Origin of the sequence: Sediminibacillus dalangtanensis (assembly GCF_017792025.1) — a bacterium.
GTDB classification, from domain to species: Bacteria; Bacillota; Bacilli; order Bacillales; family Amphibacillaceae; genus Sediminibacillus; species Sediminibacillus dalangtanensis.
This window is the reverse complement of sequence record NZ_CP046956.1, coordinates 2,312,217-2,335,900: the sequence shown is the minus strand read 5'-3', so window position 1 is coordinate 2,335,900 and position 23,684 is coordinate 2,312,217. Positions and strand designations below refer to the sequence as shown.

The window sequence follows — 23,684 nt, the reverse complement described above, 5'->3', positions numbered from 1 at the left end:
CCTAACTTCTTACATTCGTTGAGTTGAAGTTCGACGCTGCGGAAATACCCTGCTTTCCGCAGCGTTGGATTAGCACTCATTCTGTTAAGACTAGGAGGAAGAAACAGCAGTATTATGTCGTAGTTTATATTTATGGCGAATCAGGAGAACGAGCCTTTGTTGGAAATCGGGTAAACGAAAAAATCATCAGCATTTTATGTACTGCTGATGATTTCCTCAAGGTATTGATTTTGTCATTTTTATTATTTCATATGATCTGGATTTTCTTTCGCTCGGATGGCTTCCGTATAATCATCGCGTACTTTGTCCCCCCATGGTTTAACGCCACTGCGGTGGGCCGCCCTGGAAATCATATGACCTGATACAGGGACGGTCAAAAGGACAAACAGCAAACCTAAAATCAACTTTCCGCTAAATATGCCGTGTTCGACATACAGAAACAGAAAAGCTCCAATCATAATTCCGGCTATACCCAGTGTCGATGCTTTCGTAGCAGCATGCATTCTTGTATAGACATCAGGGAAGCGCAACAAACCGATGGATGTCGAAAAAATGAAAAATGTACCAACAAGCAAACATATCGAAATCAGAATATCCATGAAGATATCAACGCTCGTCCCTGTCAATGATAACACCCTTTTCTATGAATTTTGCCAATGCAATCGTACCGATAAACAATAAGATACCAATCAACAATACGATATCGTTCAATTTTGTAGTGACAAGCAATATGGCAATCAGACCTACAAGAGCCATTAAATTAATCCCGATCGCATCCAGGGCTACAGCGCGATCCGGATTTGTCGGTCCTTTAATCGCGCGGATCATTAACAGAATTAGCGAAACAGAGGTTGCTATTAAACATATATACGTGACAACTTCTGTAATATAGTAAAAATCGGTGGACGTCATATTATCTGGTCACCTCCATAATCGCTTTTTCAAAGCTGTCCTTGATTTCCTGGATGGATTCCTGGGTATCGTCTATATGCATCGCGTGAATATAAATCAAACTGTTATCGTCGGAAACAGCTATCGACAGTGTTCCGGGAGTGAGAGAAATCAGGTTCGCTAGCAGCGTGATTTCCCAATCACTTTTCAGTTCTGTAGGCAATGCAAATATACCTGGCGTGATATCCAGCTTTGGTTTGTAAACCAGCTTGACAATCTGCAGATTGGAAAGGATCAACTCTTTGGTAAACAAGAGCATTAACTTCAACACTTTAACTACCCGTTGCATATAAAATGCGTCGGGGATGAAGCGCTGCAGGACCAGTAAGAGCAGGATACCAATCAAATAACCGCCAAAAAATGTCGAGAACGTGTAGCTTTCACTCATGAACATCCACATTACCGCGATCAAAATGTTTAGTAAAATTTGAAAAGGCATATAGGTTTACTCCTTAAAAACAGAATCGATATAAATTTCCGGATTCATTAGTTGATTCGAAATTTCATCTACGACCGGATAAAACATTTCTGCTCCGATTCCGAGCAATACAGTGAAAAATACCAGAAAAGCGACCGGCCAAGTCAATGCGTTGGCGGTTTTTCTGTCGATCGTGATGTTTTCATCTTTTTCACCCCAGAAACCTCGGACGAATATTTTCATAATCGAATACAAAATTAACAGACTAGACAATAAACCAATGATAACAATGGCTACCTCTCCATCAGCGAAGCCACCTTGCATGATCATTAACTTGCCAATAAATCCGCTGAACGGGGGTACACCGGCCAGAACAAAAGCGGAGATGAACAACAGCCAGCCGAGAAGGGGAAGCTGATGAATCAGCCCCTTCATTTTGCGTAAATCCGAGGTGCCGACAATGTGAGCGACAGCACCTGCCAACAAAAATAATGCTGCTTTGATGATCATGTCACTTATCATATAATAGACCGATCCGCTTAACGCCGTTTTGTTATAGATTCCGATGCCCATCACCATAAATCCGACTGCAGGAATAATGTTGTAGGCGATAATCAGCTTGATGTTGTTTGTTGACAAAGCACCAATTGCTCCGAAAACCAACGTAAAGCCGGCTATCCAAATAAATAGTTCATGTGTCACAGTCGTGTCGTGAATGAACACTAGCGTGAACATGCGGATGATCGAGTAAACGCCAACTTTTGTCAACAGTGCAGCAAACATTGCGGAGACGACAGGATTGGGAACAGTATAAGGCTTAGGCAGCCAATAATAGAGCGGAAACAATGCTGCCTTCGTCGCAAATACAAAGAACAGCAAGATGCCGATCGTCGTCAAAATTCCCTGTTGCTCTACTTCCTGCACCCTTTCAGCCATTTGTGCCATGTTGACAGTTCCTAATACAGAGTAAAGAAAAGCGACGGTCGTGACAAAAACAATCGAAGAAAATAGATTGACTAGCACATACTTGATCGATTCACGGAGCTGGACTTTTTCTCCCCCCAGCGTGATGAGCGCATAAGAAGCCATCAACAGCACTTCAAAAAATACAAACAAGTTGAACAAGTCACCTGTCAGGAATGCGCCAGAAACGCCTGTAATCAAAAGGAAGAAAAACGTATAAAAGTAGTACCTTTCCTTCTGCTCAGTAAGTGAGTAAGGCGCATAAAAGACGCAGGCAAGCCCGATGACATTGGTGGTCAAAACCAAGGTGACCGCCAGCAGGTCAGCGACCAGGACAATCCCATAAGGAGCTTCCCAGCCTCCGGTCTCCAATGTCACGGTACCGTTCTGCAGTACGTAGTAAAAGACATATGCGGCTACACCTGTACTCATCACGGACAACAGTTTTGCTGCATGGCGTACAAACGGTGTCTTTGTATGAAAGAATGCTAATAAAATCCCGGAAACTAGCGGGATGATAATCGGAAGTACTGCTAAGTTACTCATCATGGTTACCCCTCAATTTTTCCATATTATCTGTATTGTTTTCTTGTGCCGCCCGGTAAGAAAGGACCAGCAGCAGACTGGTCAGACCGAAACTGATGACAATGGAGGTCAGAATTAAGGCCTGAGGCAGAGGATCTGCATAGTCACTAATTCCATATTCCAATACAGGCGGAGCGCCTCGTTTCAATTTCCCCATCGTCAGAATGAACAAATGGGCTCCGTTCGAAAGAATAACCGTACCGATTACAATTCGAAGCAGCTGTTTTTGCAGCAAATTATAAATACCGGCCGCAAATAAAATTCCAGCTACCACCGACATGATAATTTCCAATTTATTTTCCCTCCTTGCTGCGCAGCTTGATCAAGCTGTAGATGCTGAACGCGGCGATACCCAGGACAGTGATCTCAAACAGTGTATCTAGTCCACGCATATCAACGAGGATCACATTCACTACGTTGTCTCCGCCGCCTAAATCATGCGAAGTTTCCAGGAAGTAGTCGGAAATCGCAGCGAACCATTTGCTACTGTGTGCCGATATACCAATCAAGGTCATCAATGTACCAAATCCTACCGCAATGACTGCATTTGTTAGACGGAAGCCGGCTCTTTCCGTTCTGCGGCTCAGCTGCGGTAAATGATGGAAACACAACAGCAACAAGGCTACTGTAATGGTTTCGATTACCAACTGTGTCAATGCCAGGTCGGGTGCCCGGTAAAAGACGAACAATAATGCCTGCCCATACCCTGATACGCCAAGAATGATAATGGCTGCTACATTATTTTTGGCGAGAATAGTACCAACTGCACCAGCTATCACCATAATTCCTACAAGGATTTCTGGGAGTGTGATAGGTGCAAGATCATCCGTTTTGAAGGTGAAACCGTTCGTTCCGGCCATCACTAGTCCTGTTACAACGAAAATAGTTGAAATGATCAGAGCAGTGTACCTGCGCAGCGATCCATTCATATAGCCCTTGGTCAGCTTTGCGGTGTAAACGTCTAACCCTTTCAATGTGCCATTATAAACTCTGTTAAAACTCAGATTACCTGGTATAGACTTGTAAATATTCCACCACTTTTCACGGAATAGATATAGGATTGTACCAAAGGCTACTACAATTAAAGACATGTAGAATGCCGTTTTCAATCCATGCCAATAAACGATATGCTCATGGGTTTCCACCCCGCTGATTGCCTCGGCTGCGTGGGCGAGAAATGTCTCATTGAACAAATTCGGAAACAGTCCGATAAAAATAACCCCGAATACAAGAATCGCAGGGGCGATCAGCATGCCGATAGGTGCCTCATGTGGTTTTTTGGGTAGTTGCTCCAATTTCTGTTTTCCAGTAAAGGTTCCGAACAAGAAATACATCGAATAAACAAATGTAAAGATACTCCCGAACACCGCAAGATAAGGAATTGCCTGTTTCATGATGGACGCAATCAACAACGTGGTATCTCCAATATGAAGGGAGTTTTCAAAGAAAAGCTCCTTACTGTAGAACCCATTGAGAAATGGAAGTGGTACTCCGGCCATTGATAGCGAAGCAAACAGGGCAAGCGTCGCGGAAATAGGCATTAGCGTCATCAGCCCACCTAGTTTGCGAATATCCCGTGATCCGGATTCGTGGTCGATAATGCCGGCGATCATAAACAAGCTTCCTTTGAAAGTGGCATGGTTCAAAATATGAAAGACAGCTGCAAAAACAGCGGCCTCTGTGCCAAACCCCAGCATCGCCATGATCATACCTAACTGGCTGACTGTCGAGAAAGCAAGAATTCCTTTCAAATCAGTCTGTCTGACTGCCATGTAGGAAGCCCAGCATAACGTGATGATGCCAATCCCACTCACGATAATAAAGAACCATTCATATCCATGGAAAATCGGAGAGAATCGAGCGACAAGAAAAATACCTGCTTTCACCATTGTAGCAGAGTGAAGATAAGCACTGACAGGTGTCGGTGCTTCCATGGCGTCCGGAAGCCAGATATGAAAAGGAAATTGAGCCGACTTAGTGAAAGCGCCCAATAAAAGCAAAGTCAATATCAGCGGCAGGTAGTCGCTCGAAAGAATCATATCTACACTGCCAATCATCTGCTGTACACTTGTGACACCGGTTGTTACATGTAAAAGCATGAAGGCACCGAGCATGCTCAGACCTCCGAATACAGTGATCAGCATTGACTTCATAGCCCCGTATCTGGAGCCTTCCCGATGGTTCCAATACCCAATCAATAAAAAGGATGAAATGGAGGTCAATTCCCAAAACGTATAAAGAACATATACATTATCTGATAATACAACCCCGAGCATTGCGGTCATGAATAGTAAAAGGTACACATAGAAGTGTGCCAGTTTTTCCGATTTATGTAAGTAAAAGATGGAGTACAAAGTGACCAATGCACCAATTCCACTGATCAAAAGCACGAATAATAAACTCAATCCATCCAGGTAGAAATCAAGCGAAATTCCCATGGAAGGAATCCAAGGGTAGCTTTCCAGTTTCGGAGAAAAACCCTCTCCGATAAAACGAACAAAAAAAATGAATATTCCCAGAGGTATGAAAAAGACAAAAATTCCTGTGTGGATTTTATCTTTGAACTTACTCAAGAAAGGAATAAGAAGTGTCAAGATAAGTGGTAATAAAACTGCGAATAGCATTTAATAATGGTCCTCCTTTAATTGATCTCATTCACAGGGGAAGGGTAATCAGATGATAATTATGCCGATGGGAGTGCGGGATAAGTGCACACTTACCTCTCATTTTAATCAGAACAAGGTGTAATATTCAACTAAATGCATTCATGGACGAGTGGGGAACATGCAAAAACGTCCATAAACTCATTTTAGCGAAAATAAAAAACCCCTGCCATGAGAAAACATGACAAGAGTTTGACAATTTTCAGTAAACCATCCATTTAATCCAAACAGAAAACGGAAGCATTCAGCTGGAGTATTTAATTTCGTGAGTTAGCGACCTTCTTTGAATTTCTGCTTCTATTAAATGAATGAATTCGTTGCTTAAATTCAGTTCATTCGCTTTGTGATAGGATTCTATTAACAATTCGTCCGATAAATGTTCCATAAGGCTGCTCCTCCTGTATTGGAAGTTTCCCATCAATACATTTTCAAGGAATGAATGTCTGTCTTGAAGTTATTAATACTTTACCATGAAAGAATGGGTTGGACAAGTTGTAAGTTATTAACAGTTGGGTGTATATAACTTGTTAATAAACTGTTTATTTTGGGAGAATCATTTGATTTGACGGGGAGTAGGATGTTAATAAAGTTATCCACAGAGTAAAATGTGGGGGAATTTGTCGAAAGAAAGATTCATTTTTTGCCGATATCAACCATATATGTCAAGATGGAAAAGAAATGAACCGCTTGAAAAATTTCTTTTGAATCCAGAAGATAAAATGTATATCATGAGTAAGGAGTGTTTAGAACGGTTATACATAAAATGAGGTGACTAGCAGTTGATCTTAAAGAGATTTTTGCCAAACGAACACGTGAAAAGCGTATTTGAAATCCATCCAGATGATCTGAAAGCCCGCGGAATAAAAGGGATTATAACAGATCTTGACAATACGTTGGTGGCTTGGGATGTAGCCATGGCTACACCGGAAATCATCGCCTGGTTTCAGCTGATGGAAAAACACGAAATCAAAATTACAATCATTTCAAATAATAAAGAAGAAAGAGTAAAATTATTTTCAGAACCATTAAACACCCCGTTTGTTTATGGTGCGAGAAAACCTCTGAGCCAAGCCTTCAAAAAAGCTACCAAACAGATGGAATTAGATAAGGATGAAATTGTTGTTGTCGGAGATCAAATCATGACTGATGTGTTGGGCGGCAACAGTGCTGGTTTTTATACCATCCTGGTTGTGCCGATTGTTAAAACAGATGGTGCGTTGACAAGAATCAATCGGAAAATTGAAAGGCGGATTTTAAGTTGGATGAGAAAAAAAGGGATGATTACTTGGGAGGAAGAGTGAGATGGAAGAGTTAATCTGTCAAGGGTGCGGAGCACCTATTCAAACGGAAGAAGAACAGAAGCCGGGATATGCGCCAAAGTCGGCTTTGGAGAAGGACGTTGTAATTTGCAAACGCTGCTTCCGTTTAAAGCATTATAATGAAGTGCAAGATGTATCACTTACAGACGATGATTTTTTGAAAATGATCAGTGAAATTCGCAATACCGACGCGCTAATAGTACAGGTGGTCGACATTTTCGATTTCAATGGCAGTTTCATCAGCAGCCTGCAGCGGCTCACTGGAAATAATCCCATACTGCTTGCGGGAAATAAAGTAGATTTACTTCCAAAGTCTACGAACAAAAATAAACTGAAGCAATGGCTGCAGCATTCGGCAAAGGAAGAGGGCCTTCCGGTAAAGGATGTTATGTTGGTTTCTGCAGAAAAAGGGCTCGGTTTTGATGAACTGGAATCCGCAATCGAAACGTACCGGGAAGGAAAAGATGTGTATATCGTCGGCAGCACGAATGTAGGGAAGTCGACGCTGATCAACAAATTGATCAAGCGGACCAGTGGAATCAGTGATGCTATTACCACTTCCTATTTTCCTGGAACTACTCTCGGTTTTATTGATATTCCACTGGATGACGATAGTTCGTTGTATGACACACCGGGAGTCATAAACAGAAAACAGATGGCCCACTATCTATCCGAAGAGGATGTGAAAGCAATCACGCCTGGAAAAGAGATAAAACCGCGTGTTTTTCAATTGAATGAACAGCAGACGCTCTATTTTGGCGGGCTTGCCCGAGTTGACTTTACTAAGGGAGGAAGAAAATCTTTTGTCTGTTATTTCGCGAATCAATTGAACATCCATCGTACCAAACTGGAAAACGCGGACGATCTTTACCAGCGCCATCTCGGTGAATTGTTGTCACCACCTAGTGAAGCGTCGACTGAATCACTCCCTCCGCTCGAGAAGAAAAGCATAAAAATAACGGAAGGGAAAACGGATGTTGTGTTTCCAGGGCTAGGCTGGATCACACTACCGGAGGGTGACGTTACGGTTACCGTATACAGCCCGAAAGGCGTAACCGTATCGATCAGACCTTCTTTGATATAGGGGGAGAATAATGGAATTTAAGCTGGGATTGATTGGCTATCCGGTTCAACATTCTTTGTCACCGTTCATCCATCAAAAATTCATGGAGAACACTAGCATCCAGGGGTCTTATCAACTATTTGAGACTGAGCCGCACCAACTGGAGAAACGCTTAGAAGAATTGAAAAGAGCGGATATTTCCGGATTCAATGTGACTGTACCGCATAAGCAAGCAATCATGTCGTATTTAGATGAAGTGGATTCAGATGCTTATAGAATCGGTGCAGTTAATACGGTTGTTAACGATAAAGGCAGGCTGAAAGGGTATAATACCGATGGCATCGGTTATGTGCGGTCCCTTGCGGAGGCTTATCCTAATGTATTTCAGCAAGAGAAAAAGGCTCTTATACTGGGAGCGGGGGGAGCCGCTCGCGGGATTTATCGTGCACTTGTAAAACAGGGAATACAAGGAATCAGTATTGCCAACAGAACTAAGTCCAAAGCAGAGGGCCTGCTTGACTTGCAGGATTTACATACAGAGACAGAGATCCTTTCCTTTTCTGAAGCGGAAGCGGCGCTCGATAACTTTGATTTGATTGTACAAACTACATCTGTCGGGATGTCTCCTAATCACGATGAACAGGTCATCTCATTAAATAAGGTAAAGCCACATACAGTGGTTAGTGATATTGTTTATAAACCATTGAATACAAAGCTGCTGAGGGAAGCTGCAAACCTTGGGGCCAAGACGCACCACGGCCATACGATGCTGCTCTATCAAGCCCAATATGCTTTTGAAATTTGGACAGGCGCACATCCTCAGATGGAATCATTGGTGGAACAACTAGAACAAAGATTGCGAGGAAATGGATATGTTAACAGGTAAGCAAAAACGTTATTTACGATCTCAGGCTCATCACCTGAATCCTATTTTTCAAGTTGGCAAGACAGGTGTTAATGAGAATATGATAACCCAGGTGGGTGAAGCCTTGGAAAAACGGGAACTGATCAAAGTCAGCATCCTGCAAAATTGTATGGAAGATAAAGGGAATGTTGCCGAGGAGCTTGCAGAAGGAACCGAGGCGGAAATTGTACAAATAATCGGAAACATTATCGTACTATATAAGGAATCAGAAGAGAATAAACAAATTGTACTGCCCTAAAGGAGTTTGTCATGAAAAAAATTGGTTTGTTAGGGGGCACATTTGACCCCCCTCATTTGGGCCATTTGCTGATTGCCGAGGAAGTATATCAGGCATTACAGCTTGATGAAGTGTGGTTTATTCCCTCTAATTTGCCGCCGCATAAGCAGCATTCTGGAACAAATGCGGCGATCCGTTTGGAGATGGTTGAGACCGCTATAGAGGATAATACTCATTTTCGTGTTGAACCGATTGAATTAGAGCGGGAAGGGAAGTCCTACACGATTGACACCATACGGTTATTGCGGGAACGCGAGCCTGAAACGGATTTTTATTTTATCATTGGAGCCGATATGGTGGAATACTTGTCTAAGTGGCACCAAATCAAGGAGTTGGCAGGAATGGTTCATTTTGTAGGAGTGAAACGTTCCGACTACCGACTCGATACTGCCTATCCAGTTATGGAAGTCGAAATTCCCGGCATAGATGTTTCATCTACTTTAGTACGGGACAGAATTTCGGCAAAACATTCTGTGAAGTATTTGGTGCCGGATAAAGTGATTAACAAAATAAAGGAGTATCGTTTATATGGAGCGGAGTGAAGCGCTGGCCATCGTTGAGCCGTATCTAACAAAAGCACGGTTCGAGCATACTGTCCGAGTTACGGATACCGCATTGGAATTGGCGAACCGATATGGGGGCAACTTAAAAACGATAGAGCTTGCAGCGATTTTCCATGATTATGCCAAATATCGGGATCGAGAGGAAATGCGCAGCTGGATTATCCATGAACCCCTGCCTAAAGACTTGTTGGAATACCATCATGAATTGTGGCATGGCCCTGTTGGTGCTTTACTTGTCCAGCGGGAAGTTGGCATCCAGGACAAAGATGTTTTGAGCCCGATTCGTTGGCATACGACAGGCAAAGCTGGCATGAACCATTTGGAGAAGCTGGTCTTTTTGGCCGATTATATGGAACCTGGTCGAGATTTTCCAGGTGTCGATGATGTACGAAAAGCGGCCGAGGAAAATTTAGACTACGCCTGTTGGATGGTTTCCAAAAATACCATTCGTTATTTAGTGAGCAAAAACCAACGGATTTATCCGGATACTTTTCATGCATATAATGATTTAACGAAGATGATGGAGGATAATAAATGGAGGGAAGCAATTAATGGATAGCAAACAATTGGCACAGTTAGCGGCAAAAGCATGCGAGGATAAAAGGGGCGAAGATATTGTCTTATTGGATATGAAGGATGTCTCGCTGATCGCAGACTATTTTCTCATTTGTGAGGGGAGCAATGAACGGCAGGTTCAGGCAATTGCCAGAGCTATAAAGGAAACGGCAGAAGAAAAGGAACTGACAGTGAAACGATTGGAAGGATTTGATCAAGCAAGGTGGATTCTGGTCGATTTAGAAGATGTGGTATGTCATATCTTCCATAAAGAAGAAAGAAGCTATTATAATTTGGAGCGTTTATGGGGAGACGCACCATTAGTGGAAACAGGAATTAATTAATGTCCTATGTCCAGCTTGCGTTAGTTTACGATATATTGATGGAAGATGCCCCATATGAAGAGTGGACAGCCTTTGCCGAAAAAAAGTTTGAAAGCTATGCCAAAACCATAGGCAAAGTTGCTGACTTAGGCTGCGGTACCGGCCAAATCACCAGGCGTCTGGCCAATGCCGGCTACCGAATGACAGGCATAGACAATTCAGAAGAAATGCTTGCTTATGCCAAGCGTGCAGCTGAAGAAACAGGCCAACAAATTCAGTGGTACCATGCAGATATAACAGAATTGAGTGGTTTTTCTCAGTTTGATGCAGCCGTCAGTTTTTGTGATGTGATCAATTACATTACGGACGAACAGTCTTTACGTGAAGCCTTTGCCAATGTGAATCGAATATTAATTCCCGAAGGATTGTTTTTATTTGATGTCCACTCGATTGAACATATCGAGCATGATATGAAGGGAGAGACATTCGCTGAAATATATGATGATATATCGTATGTTTGGCTATGCCAGCCAGGGGAAAATCAGGGCGAAGTTTTCCACGATTTGACGTTCTTCATTCAAGAAGCAGATCAACGTTATCAACGGTTTGACGAACAGCACCATCAACGGACTTTTTCGATAAATCAGTATAGAGAGCTGCTAAGAGAAACGGGATTCCATGTCAAGGGAGTATACGGGGATTTTTCTGATGAGCCGCTTGGGGAATCGCCGGCAGAACGGATTTTCTTTGTGTGTGAAAAGAAGAGGGAGGTTTAACCTTCTTCTTAGCTTGTAGAAGAACGTTAGGTTTTTCTACAAGCTTTTGTTTTTATATAGGAAATGATAAATTTAACTGACTGTGGATCATTATTGGCTGAAACAGCCAAGTCCAGCTCTAGCGCCTACCCCCTCGAGGTCTTAAGCCCACCCTCTGTGTGGCAAAAAGCGCCACGCCGAGGCTGTTCTTAAGCTTGTCGGAGGCCCAAACGATGTGGGTCATGCAGGCGTTGCCACAGGACGTGGCGGCTTTAGCCTGTACTCCTTTAAACAGGCGCTTGCGCTTTTGTTCTTTCTGATGGTGTTTTCTAAGGGACTTTTGTTATGAGCAATAAATATAAACTGCGCAGTAACTGTGATGAGAAGTTCCATTGCCTATTCAAAAAGAGTGGTAACCACCGCTTCGGTAGCATATTTCGCTTTCCGCGGGCACGGCTTCAGCTAACTTGGTAAAGAAAACCGCTTTACCAAGTGGATCTTCGTGCGATGCATCGCTGCAGCAGCCTTCCTTGGGACTGCGATTACTCGTCCCACCGAAAACACTTGTCCTGTGGAAAGAAGGCATCGGTGAGATCCCGCAGAGCGTTAGCTCGAGGAAGCTCACCAGTCGCCCGCGGAAAGCGCAGGGTATTTCCGCAGCGCCGAACTCCAACTCAATAAAAGTAGGAAGTTAGGAAGACGCATTCAAACTATGTCGTAGTTTCTATCGATTACGTCGCTTAACAAGAATATTTTACTCAAGAATTTTTTTGTTTGAAAAAAGGATTTTCGCAAAGTCTGTCGAATCTATTATTAACCCTCTAGCATTTGATAACTTATTTTTTCGATGTCCTCGCGGTATTTTGCGTGTGTCCTGCTAATTAAGCCGCTAAATAAACGGCCTGCTTCTCCTTCCAGCGCTTTGATCCCTTCTCCTGTAACGCCCCCCTTGACGCACACCTTTTCAACGAGTCGTGGGAGGCTGTAATGCCCTTCTTCCAGTAATTTCCCGTACCCGATCAGCATGTTTTCCATTAAACTTGTTGCCTCTTGCTTGCTGATACTGGTATCACGGCAAGCTGCTTCGATGAATTCCTGTGCCAAGTAACTGAAGAAGGCAGGACCACATGAAACGATGTCGGATGCTATTCGTGTCACTTTTTCTTCAATGGCCTGCGGTTTGGAAAATAGCTTGCTGCTTTGGAGTAAGTATCCTTTCATCTCTTTTGTTACCGATTCGCCAAAACTGAACAGAGTTGTTCCGGATAGAGCCCGATTCGTGATGCTTGGAATCATCCGGACGACCTGACAGGGGACTAGTTGTTCCAATCGCTGAACAGAATAGGGGCTTGTAATCGATACAAGGCACTGTTCGCTGGTCAGTCTATCATGAATCTCGGCAAGAAGCGGATAAATTTCCGTCGGTCTTGCACAAATGAAAAGGATATCTGCGACAGCTGCCAGTTCATTTTTGTCCTCTAAGACATGAACCCCTGGATAAACTGTCTGTATAGCTTGGGCTTTGCTGATGGTTCGGTTGTTTATATAAAGCTGATCCGGCTCGATAACTCCTGAGGACATCCATGCATGAATAAGGATTTGCCCCATATTCCCCGTCCCAATAATTCCCCATTTCATTTCATCAACTCCCTGCATGTTTTACCAATCTATTGTATGAGCAAATAGGCTGTCCTATGAAACCTGTTAACAAGGAGGAAAAATAAGATGGAAATAGTGAAAAAACACATTCGAATCATATTGATAATGATCGGGGTGCTCGTTATGTCTGCTATTTACTTACTTAGTGAACCCTTGACAGCTGAAGAAGGAAATACTCTATCCCTGCCGGAAGAAATGCTTGGCTCTTCTGGGACGGAAGCTGAACAAAATAGAGATCCATTAAATCAAATTGAGAAAGGAGAAGTATATGTAGATATTAAAGGAGAAGTGAAACATCCGGGTGTTTATGCTATATCTGCTGACAAAAGGGTAAGAGACGCAATTGAATTGGCAGGAGGGTTTCTTGAAGAAGCGGATTCGAACGCGGTAAATTTAGCGCAGAAAGTGCAGGACGAACAAGTAATTATGGTTCCCGCCCAAGGCGAACAAGGTGAGAATTCCGCTGGTGAAGCTGTACAGGGGAATAGCAAAATCCGCGTGAACACTGCCGATGCAGAAGAATTGACAAAGCTGCCGGGAATCGGCCCATCCAAAGCAGATGCAATTATACAGTATCGCGATGAAAATGGCGGTTATCAGCAGTTAGAGGAGCTGCTTGAAGTAGCTGGAATCGGGGAGAAGACACTGGAAAAAATCGCTTCCTCTATCCAAGTTCCATAGAGTATTGACGAGAAAAAATGCTGGGGTTAAACTAAATGAAACTGTGGTTAAGGTGGTAATGAATTTGGAAAGAATATCCTGGAACCAATATTTTATGGCTCAAAGCCATCTACTTGCACTGCGCAGTACTTGTCAGAGGTTGATGGTGGGGGCTACCATTGTTCGAGACAAGCGGATTATTGCGGGGGGCTATAACGGAAGTGTATCAGGGAGTGTCCACTGCATAGATGAAGGCTGTTATGTAATAGACGGACACTGTGTTAGGACCGTCCATGCGGAAATAAATGCACTCTTGCAATGTGCGAAGTTTGGGGTTGCCACAGAGGGAGCTGAGTTGTATGTGACTCATTTTCCTTGTCTCCAATGCTGCAAATCGATTATCCAGAGCGGAATCCGCAAGGTCTATTATGCTGCGGATTACAAAAATCACCCTTATGCGATCGAACTTTTCCAAGATGCAGGAGTACAAACAGAAAAAGTGAAGCTGGAAGAGGTTGCAGTGGATGTCCGTATACAGGAGAAAAAGCAATATGTGGATCAATTATTGGACAAGCTGGAAGAAGCGGGAAAAGGTGAGCAGGAACTTTCTGCCTTTAAGCAGGAAGCAGAGCAATTATTCCGTGTGTAGCCTTGTTAACAAAGAGTGGAGGAGGAAGCGATGAAAGGGAATTGGCATCTAATCGCCTTTGCAATGCTGGCGAGTTCCCTTTCCGTTTTCCATCATAAATTGATCATTGCATTCTTTTTTCTCCTTTGGATTTCCCTGCTCTATTTACGAAAAAGATTGACCGGCAAGCATGCGCTATTTGCATTCTCCTCACTTGTCTTGTTTAGTGGATGGTTTGTTTTTACTAATCAACCTTCTCCCTCTACTTCATCTGACCCCGAAATAATTCAAGGGAAAATCATCGGCTCCATTCAAAACACCCCTGAAAAAACTGAATTCACTTTAAAAGACAGAACAAATGGGATAAAGACTTTAGTCACTTATTATAATAACAAAGAAAAGGAAGAGCCTGGCGGGGCAACTTCCGAACATTTGCGAAGAGGAGCTGATTGTCATATTAAAGGTCGACTTGAACTTCCCCAGCAGGCTTCCAACCCAGGGGAATTTAGTTTCCGAGACTACTTAAAATCCAAGGGGATTTCCTATCAAATGATTCTCCCTTCTATTGACAACATCCAATGTAAAGGTTCCTCTTTTCTGCATTACCTCGATCAAATTCGCGCCTCAATCCTGAATATTAATAATTCCCATTTAAGTCCTTTTTCCGCTTCCTGGCTTAATGCGCTTTTAATTGGTGATGATACGCAGCTTCCGGAAGAGCAATTAGATAGGTTTCAGAAATGGGGGATTAATCATTTGTTAGCGATTTCGGGATTGCATGTCGGCTTGCTGATGGCGATTATTTATTATATTACTGTAAAAACCGGATGGTGGACGATAGAGAACATTCAATCTTGCTTAATTGCTATCCTGCCTCTTTATGCTGTTTTGGCCGGGGAAGCTCCTTCCGTTTGGCGTGCGAGTTTATTGGCCGTCCTCTTGGTAATCTGCAAAAAGCTAAATTTAAATCTCTCGCTGACGGATTGTCTCAGCCTTATTTTCCTAGGGTTAATGATCGGGAATTCCCAACTGATTATGCAAACAGGTTTTCAATTCTCCTATCTTGTTACTTTTGGTTTAATCCTCTCCAAAAAGTTTTTTTCCAAACCGTATTCCTGGCTTTACCTTAGCTTGTCTGTAAGTCTCATCGCCCAGCTCACGATTCTCCCCATCCAACTGGACACCTTTTATTTTTTTCAACCACTATCAGTTATGATAAATCTGATTGTCGTACCTTACTTCACCGTATTTGTGATGCCTTGTCTCCTGACTTTGCAGTTTTCTGTCCTACTTATAACGCCTCTTGCTGATTTCATTGATAACGTTTTTTTCAGCGTTCATCATGTGATGCTACTGTTAGTGGAGAAAGTTGACCAAAATTTTGATTCTTCTTGGGTTATCGGTGATTTTCCTACCTTCATGTATGTACCATACTTTTTATTGCTGATTATGTTTATGGCAAAACTGACTGCTGAAAGACGTTTTCAGGCGCTTCTATATGGTGTGGCGTTGGTATCTTTACTTGTAGCACTATCGCTTGCCCCTTTTTTGAGTCCTCACGGAAAAGTGACCATGCTGGACGTCGGGCAAGGAGATTGTTTTGTCATTGAACTTCCGCAACGAAAGGGAGTGGTATTGATCGATGCTGCCGGGGCAGCATCGGCCGATTTTCATGCACCGACAGACAAAGTCTATAAGCAAATAATCAAGCCATACTTATACTATAGGGGTATTACTACCATAAATGGACTGTTTTTGTCCCACGGAGACTTGGATCATGACGGAAGTGCTTCTTATTTGCTCCGCGATTTTGAAGTGAAAAAGTTGTTCACCAGCCCTTATTATCAATTTAATCCACAACAGAAAGCCGTATTGCTACAGAAGAATACCCGGATTATTCAATTAGATGCCGGTCAATCCCTTACTGTCGGCGGGAAAGTGTTCTTTATACTGTCCCCGTCCCGAGATAGCGGAGATCCGAATGACAATTCTATGGTAATATTTTCGGAAATTGGAGGAAAACGCTGGTTGTTCACCGGAGACATTGGAAAAAACATAGAAAAGGCTGTGATCAACGCTTATCCGAAGCTGGATATTGACGTCTTGAAAATAGCGCATCACGGAAGTAAAACGTCCACTTCGGCAGATATCCTGCAGCAAGTAAAGCCGAAAGCGGCCTTGGTATCAGTGGGAAGATCAAATCGTTACGGCCATCCTCACCAGGAAGTACTTGAAAAACTGAGGGAAGCAGAAATTTCTGTTATGCGCACAGATCAACATGGCGCGGTGTGGTACTCATTTTTCGGCCAAGATGGAACATTTTATTCCTTTCTTCCATAGAATGATCATGTAGTCGGAAGCAATCCATCACGAATAAATCAGTACATGAACGGTCAACAATTAAAAAAAGAGACTGCGTCAAACAGTCTCTTTCCTTGCGTACCATACTTATTCAGGATCCGATCACTTTTGCAAAGACACCAATGAAGAAAATGATGAAAAAGAAAAGGAATGAGAAAATAAATCCTTTGCCAGAATCAATAACATCATTATTTTTGGATTGGACATCTCTTTCGAATTCGTTCACATTAACCCCTCCTATAACAATTTTAGTATAAGACATTCCCGCTAAAAAATCCACTTTTGATTGTAATTTAACTTGTTTAAATGTACTTACCTTTGTTAGCAAGACTTAACACCCATATATAAAGATAAACTGGTCAATCTATAACCAAGAGCAAAATGCCGCAGGTACAGCAGTTTCCCGGGGCTGTTATGCCTGCGTTGATATAGATTGCTTTTTCTTAAGGAGGAGACAGCTTGGTCTGTTTTCTCCTTCCTGTCATAAACCTGCTTGCAAGGAAGTCGTTTTCGTTTTACGATTGTCCTACAAGGATGGAGTGAACAGGATGAATTATTTTGATGTGTTAAAGGAGATAAAAAACAAGCATTTTTCTCCAGTATATTTATTATATGGAACAGAGTCCTATTTAATACAGGATATCCGTCAGCAACTCCTGTTGCATGCACTGACGGAAGAAGAAAGAGAAACAGGTATTACTACATATGATTTAACGGAAACATCCATTCAGGAAGTGATGGAGGACGCGGAAACTTACCCATTTTTTAGTGAGCGGAAAGTGATCGTGGCAAACAATGCGGTTTTTTTAAAAGCGAAACCCGATAAGGTTGCTGTTGAGCATAATCTTAATGCCCTTCAAACGTACTTGTCGACACCGGCGGAATATACCATCCTTCTGCTTACTGCTCCTTATGAAAAAATCGATGAGCGGAAAAAAGTAACGAAAACATTAAAGCAACAAAGTGCCTTCATTGAATGTCAGCCAGTGAGGGAATGGGATCTGCCCAAATGGATTGAAAGTTTGGCGAAGAGTGCGGGAGTGGAAATCGATGAAGATGCTTTCGATATTATCGGGCAGGAAGTGGGAACCAACTTACTTATGCTCAAACAGGAAATCGATAAACTTGCCCTATACACAGGCGGAGAAGGAAGGATAACAAAGGAAATCACCGAGCAGCTGATCGCCCACAACGCCACAACCTCTGGATTAAAGCTGGTAGATGCGGTAATCGAAAAAGATTTAAGTAAAGCTGTTCATACTTATAAGGATTTGGAAAAAGCAAACGAAGATGCAATCGCGTTGCTTGCTTTGCTTGCTTCCCAATTCAGAACTGTTATGCATGTAAAGGTGCTGCAGAAAAAAGGGTATTCACAAAAACAAATGGCCCAGCAGCTGAAGGTTCATCCGTATGTAGTGAAGATGTCCCAAAAGCGAGAGAAAAGCTTCACCCTTGATGAGTTGCAGCAAATCATCCATTTGTTTACAGAGACCGATACGCAAATCAAGCAAGGCAAAATGGATAAATCCCTTTCCTTTGAACTCCTTCTTTATCAATTGATTCATCATCGGCAAAACAGAAAGCTTACTACCAAATAGGTAGAATGTGAAAGGGACTGTCAGAAGCCATTTAGCTTCCGGCAGTCCCTTTTTTGCGTTATCTGAAATGATAAAAACCTGGGATAACATAAATATTCGTCCAGGCTGCTCCGTTTATTTAAAGAAAAATAAAAAACGATCCTGCGTCAGGATCGTTCGTGTTGGTCATAAATTAAGCGCATTATGCACTAAGTTCATTAACTATTTTTGCAAGACGAGCTTTTTGGCGGTTGCCTTTGTTTTTGTGGACGATACCTTTTTGAACAGCTTTGTCAATTTTATGAGTTGCTTTTCGAAGCGCAGTTTGCGCATTTTCGACATCATTGCTATTAACAAAGTTTTCTACACGCTTAATCTGTGTACGCATATCCGTTTTAAAGGATTGATTGCGCAAGTGGTGATCGTTGTTGGTGCGGACACGTTTGATTGCAGATTTAATATTAGCCATTTAGTTTCACCTCCATAGAAAACATCCCTAAAATGTTAATTTGGAACAAAAGCCATTTTACCAAAGCGTATGCTGCTTTTCAATAGCTATCTTTCAGTATAAACGATATTCTGTATGATTAACAGCAAAACCGGCAACCCTAAACATTAAAAAAGGGAGGCAGCATGATGAACAAGGAAGAACAAAAGAAATACCAAGTAAGAACCGATTTAGCAGTAGAAGCAAAAGACATGTATGTAGAAAAAGAGAAGACGGATGAGAGTAGTATTAAGGGTGTTACAACGAAGGAGAGACAGGAAGGGGACATCACGGTAACCTATGTGCAGATAGATGAAACAGGGGCAGAAGCGCTCGACAAAAAAGCGGGAAGTTATGTGACGATTCATTCAGAAGCTGTTAAAAAGCAGGATACCAAAAGCCAGGAGCAGACTGCGAAAGTATTAGCCAAAGAAATGGGAGAGCTGATTAAACAAAGTAAGATTCCAAAGGAAGCAACTTGCCTTGTAGTAGGACTTGGAAATTGGAATATTACCCCGGATGCTCTCGGACCGATGACTGTCGAAAAAATCATGGTTACCAGCCATTTGTTCAACCTGCATCCAGAATATGTAGAAGATGGCTACCGACCGGTCTCTGCCATGACTCCCGGAGTGATGGGAGTAACGGGAATCGAAACAAGTGATATTATCTTTGGGTTGATCAACCAAGTGGAACCTGACTTCGTAATAGCAGTTGATGCGCTTGCTTCAAGGTCAGTGGAGCGGGTCAATGCCACGATACAAATTTCCGATTCGGGAATTCATCCAGGATCGGGAGTCGGGAATAAACGGAAAGAAATTAGTGAGACGTCCCTTGGAATTCCAGTGATTGCCATAGGAGTGCCGACTGTTGTCGATGCGGTGACCATCACCAGCGATACAATCGATTTTCTCCTCAAGCATTTTGGCAGGGAGTTCAAGGAAAAGGATAAGCCTTCAAAGGCCTTGACACCTGCCGGGATGTCTTTCGGTAAACGAGAGCTTAAAGAAGAGGACTTGCCGGGCGAGGAACAAAGAAAAGCTGTATTAGGTATGGTGGGTAGTTTATCGGAGGAAGAAAAACGCTCGCTCATTAAAGAAGTACTAACTCCCTTGGGGCATAATTTGATGGTGACGCCAAAAGAGGTTGACGGTTATATGGCGGACATGGCTCACATTATTGCGTCCGGACTCAATGCTGCCCTTCATGAAAATATCAATGTCGAAAACTTCGGGTCCTATACCCGCTGATTAACCGTAAATTCCAAGTTCTACTTTTTCCTGTCAGTTCATAGATTCTACTAAAGATGATAGAAAAGACAGGAAGGATGGAAACATGAAAAAGAAGACTCGAAGAACGACCATTCACGAATTTGTACACAAAACGAAGCCTTGGTATAGAAATGGCAGTGTACTTATTTTAAGCATAACGGCATTGTTTATTTTTATAGGGATCCTCACGACGATTCAGCCCGCTTATCGGTTATCCTCCAGTACAATCACCGAATGGACAAGGCAGATCAAAGGGTCTTCGTTTCTCTACTTAGTAGGCATGGAAAACAAGGCTTTCGAAAGTGCTTACCCGGAAGACTATCAACCACTCGATACTTCCGATTTGGCTTTCAGGCTGACCACGAGTTTGAAACCGGAAGATCCCCGCAGTTTGCTCGGAAAGGAACTGCCAGGATTTCAGCAGTTTGACCGGGAAATATTGGTTGCTGGTGAAGGTACGAACTATACCAATCTTACCGTTGAATCTTCTGCACCGCTTGATGTGGTTTTGAAGGAAAGGGAGGCATCACTTCCAGAGGATGAGGAGAAAGAGACAGAAGAAAACGAGGGGGATAATGAGGAAGAAAATAAGTCTAGTCAGCCGACTACAGGTGACAGAAAAGTGGTGTTTATCTATAACACCCACAATAGAGAGTCATTTTTGCCGCATTTGCCAGGAGTCGATAACCCCAATGAAGCGTTCCATGCCGAAGTCAACATCACCAAAGTGAGCGATGAATTGAAAAAGCGTCTAGAGGAGCATGGGGTCGGAACGCAAGTAGACCATACGGATAACACGGGTGAACTCCAGGAAAAAGGCTGGGATTACACGGCGGATTCTTACCGGGCATCAAAGCCGGTGGTAGAAGCTGCACTCGCAGATAATAAAGATTTGCAGTTTGTCTTCGATCTTCATCGAGATTCAATGGGAAGAGATGTCACCACCAAACAGATAGAAGGAAAAGATTTTGCCAAAATAATGTTTGTGTTAGGCAGTGAAAATGCACATTTTGAAAAGAATTTAAAACTTGCAAACAAACTTCATCATTTAATGGAAGAAAAGTACCCAGGGCTTAGCAGAGGGGTCGAGAAATATGGCGGTCCGGGAAGAAATGGTGTTTATAACCAGGATGTCTCGGAAAATGCATTGACTATCGAATTTGGTGGCGTCGACAATAATATGGATGAACTGTATCGTTCAGCCGAAGCTTTGGCTGAAGTCTTTAGTGACTATTATTGGGACGCAGAGAAAGTTCAGGCAAATCCTTAGGAGGTCGGCCAATGGCGAAGGTATTGTTCAGTTTATTGATAATGGTTCTATTATTTCTCGGCGGGATGCTGACAGGAATCAACCAGGTTGCCAAAGGACCGGATGGTACAGTAGTTGTGGACGAAGAAATCTCTGTAAGTGATAAAAAGCCCCCTTTGATAACGATAAAAGAGCCGGAAGCGGAGTCAGTCCTGGCTGCCAGCAAAGATTATGAACCAGTTAAGGAGACGCATTTCACACAGAAGCTGGCGGCTGCACTCGGGAGCTTCCTGAACTGGTTCTATAATCAAGTGATTGCTGTCATTTACCAGCTTGTTCAGGTATTTTTCTGAGGAAGAAGATGGATGAATTGCATTAGTGACAGAGGAATAGACAGCAGATGTGAATGGCAGGAACCTTTGCCGGAAACAGACTGCTGTCATTTATTTGCAGGGAACTCCACTGTTTTCGTTGAATGTATTGCTGCCTACTGCTATAATCAATGCTAGTTATCGTTGCTCGAAAAATAGGAGTGATCATCATTGGTTAATGCAAGAAATCAAAGTAGAGTACGCAATTTTTCCATTATCGCTCACATCGATCATGGAAAATCAACCCTTGCCGACAGAATTTTAGAAAAAACGAAAGCACTTACCTCCCGTGAAATGAAGGAGCAATTCCTCGATGCCATGGACTTGGAACGGGAACGCGGAATTACGATAAAGTTAAATGCGGTACAGTTGAAATATCAACGCGACAATGGAGAAGATTATTTATTTCATCTAATCGATACACCTGGTCATGTAGACTTTACATATGAAGTGTCGCGGAGCCTGGCAGCTTGCGAAGGTGCTATCCTGGTGGTGGACGCTGCCCAGGGAATAGAGGCTCAGACATTGGCGAATGTGTATCTTGCGCTTGACAACGATCTGGAAATCATCCCGGTCATTAATAAAATCGACCTTCCGAGCGCCGATCCGGACCGAGTCAAAAAGGAAATTGAAGATGTAATCGGAATTCCGGCCGATGACGCTATCTTAGCTAGTGGTAAATCTGGAATCGGGATTGATGAGATACTGGAACAAATCGTCGAAAGGATCCCTGCCCCTCAGGGAGACGCAGATGCGCCATTGAAGGCGTTGATTTTCGACTCCTTGTACGATCCTTATCGCGGCGTGGTCGCCTATATCTGTGTAAAAGAAGGCTCAGTAAAAGTAGGCGACAAGATTAAAATGATGGCGAATGGAAAAGAGTTCGAAGTGAACGAGCTGGGAGTATTCAATCCGAAGCCATTCCAACAGGATGAACTGGCAGTCGGAGATGTTGGGTATTTGACAGCCTCCATAAAAAACGTAGGTGACAGCCAGGTTGGTGATACCATTACACTGAGTGGACGGCCCGCGGCTGAACCTCTGCCAGGATACAAGCGCTTGAACCCGATGGTATTTTGCGGGATGTATCCGGTAGATGCGAATAATTACAACGATTTACGCGAAGCGCTTGAACGCCTGGAGTTGAATGACTCTTCCCTGCAATATGAAGCGGAAACCTCACAGGCACTCGGCTTTGGATTCCGTTGTGGATTCTTGGGTATGCTCCACATGGAAATCATCCAGGAACGAATCGAGCGTGAATTCAATATTGAACTGATTACGACAGCTCCAAGTGTTATCTATCAAGTTGCTCTGACAGACGGTGAAGAGATAGAAGTGGATAACCCTTCCGTCATGCCGGATCCGCAAAGTGTCCAAGAAGTAAGGGAACCATACGTGAAAGCAACGGTCATGGTGCCGAATGATTATGTAGGCGCAGTTATGGAGCTTTGCCAGAAAAAGCGTGGCGATTTTATTGACATGCAATATCTCGATGAAGTCCGGGTGAATGTCGTCTATGATATACCGCTCTCTGAGATTGTCTACGACTTTTTTGATCAGTTAAAATCCCAGACAAAAGGGTACGCATCTTTTGATTATGAACTGATCGGATACAAGCAATCCAATTTGGTGAAGATGGACATCTTATTAAATGGAGATACGATCGATGCTCTTTCGTTCATAGTTCATAGGGATTTTGCATATGAACGAGGGAAGCAGATTGTTGAAAAGTTGAAAAATTTGATTCCACGACAGCAGTTTGAAGTTCCTGTACAGGCGGCTATCGGCAACAAAGTAGTTGCCCGCTCTACAATCAAAGCAATGCGAAAAAATGTGCTTTCCAAATGTTACGGCGGAGATATTTCCAGAAAACGAAAGCTGTTAGAAAAGCAAAAAGAAGGAAAAAAGCGGATGAAAATGGTCGGTTCGGTAGAAGTTCCGCAGGAAGCCTTTATGTCTGTATTGAAAATGGACGAGGAGTAAAACCTTGTTTCTTAAAAGTAGCCGACTCGAACGCTGATCGGCTAACCAGTATTCTGATAATACAATCATAACAGG

General features: G+C 42.9%; 27 protein-coding genes. 17 read left to right on the top strand and 10 right to left on the bottom strand.

Features of this window, described 5'->3' with window-relative positions; genetic code table 11:
• Positions 1–242: 242 nt before the first annotated feature.
• The 7 genes from mnhG to ERJ70_RS11780 all read right to left on the bottom strand — a co-directional run bounded on the left by mnhG (position 243) and on the right by ERJ70_RS11780 (position 5,965).
• Positions 243–626 carry a monovalent cation/H(+) antiporter subunit G gene (gene mnhG / locus ERJ70_RS11810; RefSeq protein ID WP_074600940.1) on the bottom strand — a complete coding sequence of 128 codons (384 nt, stop codon included), beginning with the start codon at positions 624–626 and terminating at the stop codon, positions 243–245.
• Positions 607–828: a monovalent cation/H+ antiporter complex subunit F gene (locus ERJ70_RS11805; RefSeq protein WP_371068787.1), complete on the bottom strand. Its 222-nt coding sequence runs from the start codon at positions 826–828 to the stop codon at positions 607–609. Before ERJ70_RS11805 ends, mnhG begins: the two co-directional genes overlap by 20 nt.
• Before the next feature lie 85 nt (positions 829–913).
• A complete protein-coding gene (locus ERJ70_RS11800) occupies positions 914–1,390 on the bottom strand; it encodes a Na+/H+ antiporter subunit E (RefSeq protein ID WP_074600942.1) in 477 nt (158 codons plus the stop codon).
• 6 nt (positions 1,391–1,396) lie between these two features.
• Positions 1,397–2,878, bottom strand: a complete 1,482-nt coding sequence (locus ERJ70_RS11795) for a Na+/H+ antiporter subunit D (RefSeq protein WP_209365062.1) — start codon at positions 2,876–2,878, stop codon at positions 1,397–1,399.
• A complete protein-coding gene (locus ERJ70_RS11790; RefSeq protein ID WP_209365061.1) occupies positions 2,871–3,209 on the bottom strand; it encodes a Na(+)/H(+) antiporter subunit C in 339 nt (112 codons plus the stop codon). Before ERJ70_RS11790 ends, ERJ70_RS11795 begins: the two co-directional genes overlap by 8 nt.
• A gap of 1 nt (position 3,210) precedes the next feature.
• A complete protein-coding gene (locus tag ERJ70_RS11785; protein ID WP_209365060.1) occupies positions 3,211–5,541 on the bottom strand; it encodes a Na+/H+ antiporter subunit A in 2,331 nt (776 codons plus the stop codon).
• Between the two features lie 283 nt (positions 5,542–5,824).
• Entirely contained in the window at positions 5,825–5,965 is a 141-nt protein-coding gene (locus ERJ70_RS11780; RefSeq protein WP_026569877.1) for a sporulation histidine kinase inhibitor Sda, read from the bottom strand.
• A 397-nt stretch (positions 5,966–6,362) separates the two neighbouring features.
• Here ERJ70_RS11780 and ERJ70_RS11775 point away from each other — a divergent pair, with 397 nt between their 5' ends.
• Genes ERJ70_RS11775 through ERJ70_RS11740 form a run of 8 tightly spaced genes read left to right on the top strand, consistent with a single transcriptional unit; the run spans position 6,363 to position 11,381 of the window.
• Entirely contained in the window at positions 6,363–6,881 is a 519-nt protein-coding gene (locus ERJ70_RS11775; protein ID WP_209369338.1) for a YqeG family HAD IIIA-type phosphatase, read from the top strand.
• A gap of 1 nt (position 6,882) precedes the next feature.
• Positions 6,883–7,983 (top strand): ribosome biogenesis GTPase YqeH, encoded by a 1,101-nt coding sequence (gene yqeH, locus ERJ70_RS11770; RefSeq protein ID WP_209365059.1) that lies wholly within the window; start codon positions 6,883–6,885, stop codon positions 7,981–7,983.
• Positions 7,984–7,993: 10 nt separating this feature from the next.
• Complete coding sequence (gene aroE / locus ERJ70_RS11765; protein ID WP_209365058.1) at positions 7,994–8,848, top strand: shikimate dehydrogenase; 855 nt, start codon at positions 7,994–7,996, stop codon at positions 8,846–8,848.
• Positions 8,835–9,125 (top strand): ribosome assembly RNA-binding protein YhbY, encoded by a 291-nt coding sequence (yhbY, locus tag ERJ70_RS11760; protein ID WP_209365057.1) that lies wholly within the window; start codon positions 8,835–8,837, stop codon positions 9,123–9,125. Before aroE ends, yhbY begins: the two co-directional genes overlap by 14 nt.
• A gap of 11 nt (positions 9,126–9,136) precedes the next feature.
• The gene (locus ERJ70_RS11755; RefSeq protein ID WP_209365056.1) at positions 9,137–9,706 is read left to right on the top strand and encodes a nicotinate-nucleotide adenylyltransferase; all 570 of its coding nucleotides are present in this window, start codon (positions 9,137–9,139) and stop codon (positions 9,704–9,706) included.
• A complete protein-coding gene (gene yqeK / locus ERJ70_RS11750) occupies positions 9,693–10,286 on the top strand; it encodes a bis(5'-nucleosyl)-tetraphosphatase (symmetrical) YqeK (RefSeq protein ID WP_209365055.1) in 594 nt (197 codons plus the stop codon). The genes ERJ70_RS11755 and yqeK overlap by 14 nt, the downstream gene beginning before the upstream one ends.
• The gene (gene rsfS, locus ERJ70_RS11745; RefSeq protein WP_209365054.1) at positions 10,279–10,626 is read left to right on the top strand and encodes a ribosome silencing factor; all 348 of its coding nucleotides are present in this window, start codon (positions 10,279–10,281) and stop codon (positions 10,624–10,626) included. Before yqeK ends, rsfS begins: the two co-directional genes overlap by 8 nt.
• Positions 10,626–11,381, top strand: a complete 756-nt coding sequence (locus ERJ70_RS11740; RefSeq protein WP_209365053.1) for a class I SAM-dependent DNA methyltransferase — start codon at positions 10,626–10,628, stop codon at positions 11,379–11,381. Before rsfS ends, ERJ70_RS11740 begins: the two co-directional genes overlap by 1 nt.
• 792 nt (positions 11,382–12,173) lie before the next feature.
• Here ERJ70_RS11740 and comER read toward each other — a convergent pair.
• Complete coding sequence (gene comER, locus ERJ70_RS11735; protein WP_209365052.1) at positions 12,174–12,998, bottom strand: late competence protein ComER; 825 nt, start codon at positions 12,996–12,998, stop codon at positions 12,174–12,176.
• Positions 12,999–13,085: 87 nt separating this feature from the next.
• Here comER and ERJ70_RS11730 point away from each other — a divergent pair, with 87 nt between their 5' ends.
• The 3 genes from ERJ70_RS11730 to ERJ70_RS11720 all read left to right on the top strand — a co-directional run bounded on the left by ERJ70_RS11730 (position 13,086) and on the right by ERJ70_RS11720 (position 16,647).
• A complete protein-coding gene (locus ERJ70_RS11730; protein WP_209365051.1) occupies positions 13,086–13,700 on the top strand; it encodes a helix-hairpin-helix domain-containing protein in 615 nt (204 codons plus the stop codon).
• Between the two features lie 64 nt (positions 13,701–13,764).
• Positions 13,765–14,328 carry a ComE operon protein 2 gene (locus tag ERJ70_RS11725; RefSeq protein ID WP_209365050.1) on the top strand — a complete coding sequence of 188 codons (564 nt, stop codon included), beginning with the start codon at positions 13,765–13,767 and terminating at the stop codon, positions 14,326–14,328.
• A 30-nt stretch (positions 14,329–14,358) separates the two neighbouring features.
• Positions 14,359–16,647 (top strand): DNA internalization-related competence protein ComEC/Rec2, encoded by a 2,289-nt coding sequence (locus ERJ70_RS11720; protein ID WP_209365049.1) that lies wholly within the window; start codon positions 14,359–14,361, stop codon positions 16,645–16,647.
• A 112-nt stretch (positions 16,648–16,759) separates the two neighbouring features.
• Here ERJ70_RS11720 and ERJ70_RS11715 read toward each other — a convergent pair whose 3' ends face one another.
• Positions 16,760–16,894, bottom strand: coding sequence for a YqzM family protein (locus ERJ70_RS11715; protein WP_026569888.1), 135 nt, complete (start codon positions 16,892–16,894; stop codon positions 16,760–16,762).
• A gap of 322 nt (positions 16,895–17,216) precedes the next feature.
• On the opposite strand from ERJ70_RS11715, the gene holA reads away from it, so the two are divergent.
• Positions 17,217–18,266, top strand: a complete 1,050-nt coding sequence (gene holA / locus ERJ70_RS11710) for a DNA polymerase III subunit delta (RefSeq protein ID WP_209365048.1) — start codon at positions 17,217–17,219, stop codon at positions 18,264–18,266.
• A gap of 181 nt (positions 18,267–18,447) precedes the next feature.
• Here holA and rpsT read toward each other — a convergent pair whose 3' ends face one another.
• Positions 18,448–18,714, bottom strand: a complete 267-nt coding sequence (gene rpsT, locus ERJ70_RS11705) for a 30S ribosomal protein S20 (protein WP_026569890.1) — start codon at positions 18,712–18,714, stop codon at positions 18,448–18,450.
• 167 nt (positions 18,715–18,881) lie between these two features.
• Here rpsT and gpr point away from each other — a divergent pair, with 167 nt between their 5' ends.
• From gpr to lepA, 5 genes are all read left to right on the top strand, one after another.
• On the top strand, positions 18,882–19,982 hold the full coding sequence (gene gpr, locus ERJ70_RS11700; RefSeq protein WP_209369336.1) for a GPR endopeptidase: 1,101 nt from the start codon (positions 18,882–18,884) through the stop codon (positions 19,980–19,982).
• A gap of 85 nt (positions 19,983–20,067) precedes the next feature.
• Positions 20,068–21,273, top strand: coding sequence for a stage II sporulation protein P (gene spoIIP, locus ERJ70_RS11695; RefSeq protein WP_209365047.1), 1,206 nt, complete (start codon positions 20,068–20,070; stop codon positions 21,271–21,273).
• Positions 21,274–21,284: 11 nt separating this feature from the next.
• Positions 21,285–21,605: a hypothetical protein gene (locus tag ERJ70_RS11690; protein WP_209365046.1), complete on the top strand. Its 321-nt coding sequence runs from the start codon at positions 21,285–21,287 to the stop codon at positions 21,603–21,605.
• A 12-nt stretch (positions 21,606–21,617) separates the two neighbouring features.
• Positions 21,618–21,761, top strand: coding sequence for a hypothetical protein (locus tag ERJ70_RS11685; protein WP_209365045.1), 144 nt, complete (start codon positions 21,618–21,620; stop codon positions 21,759–21,761).
• A 33-nt stretch (positions 21,762–21,794) separates the two neighbouring features.
• Positions 21,795–23,609 (top strand): translation elongation factor 4, encoded by a 1,815-nt coding sequence (lepA, locus tag ERJ70_RS11680; protein WP_209365044.1) that lies wholly within the window; start codon positions 21,795–21,797, stop codon positions 23,607–23,609.
• Positions 23,610–23,684 lie beyond the last annotated feature (75 nt).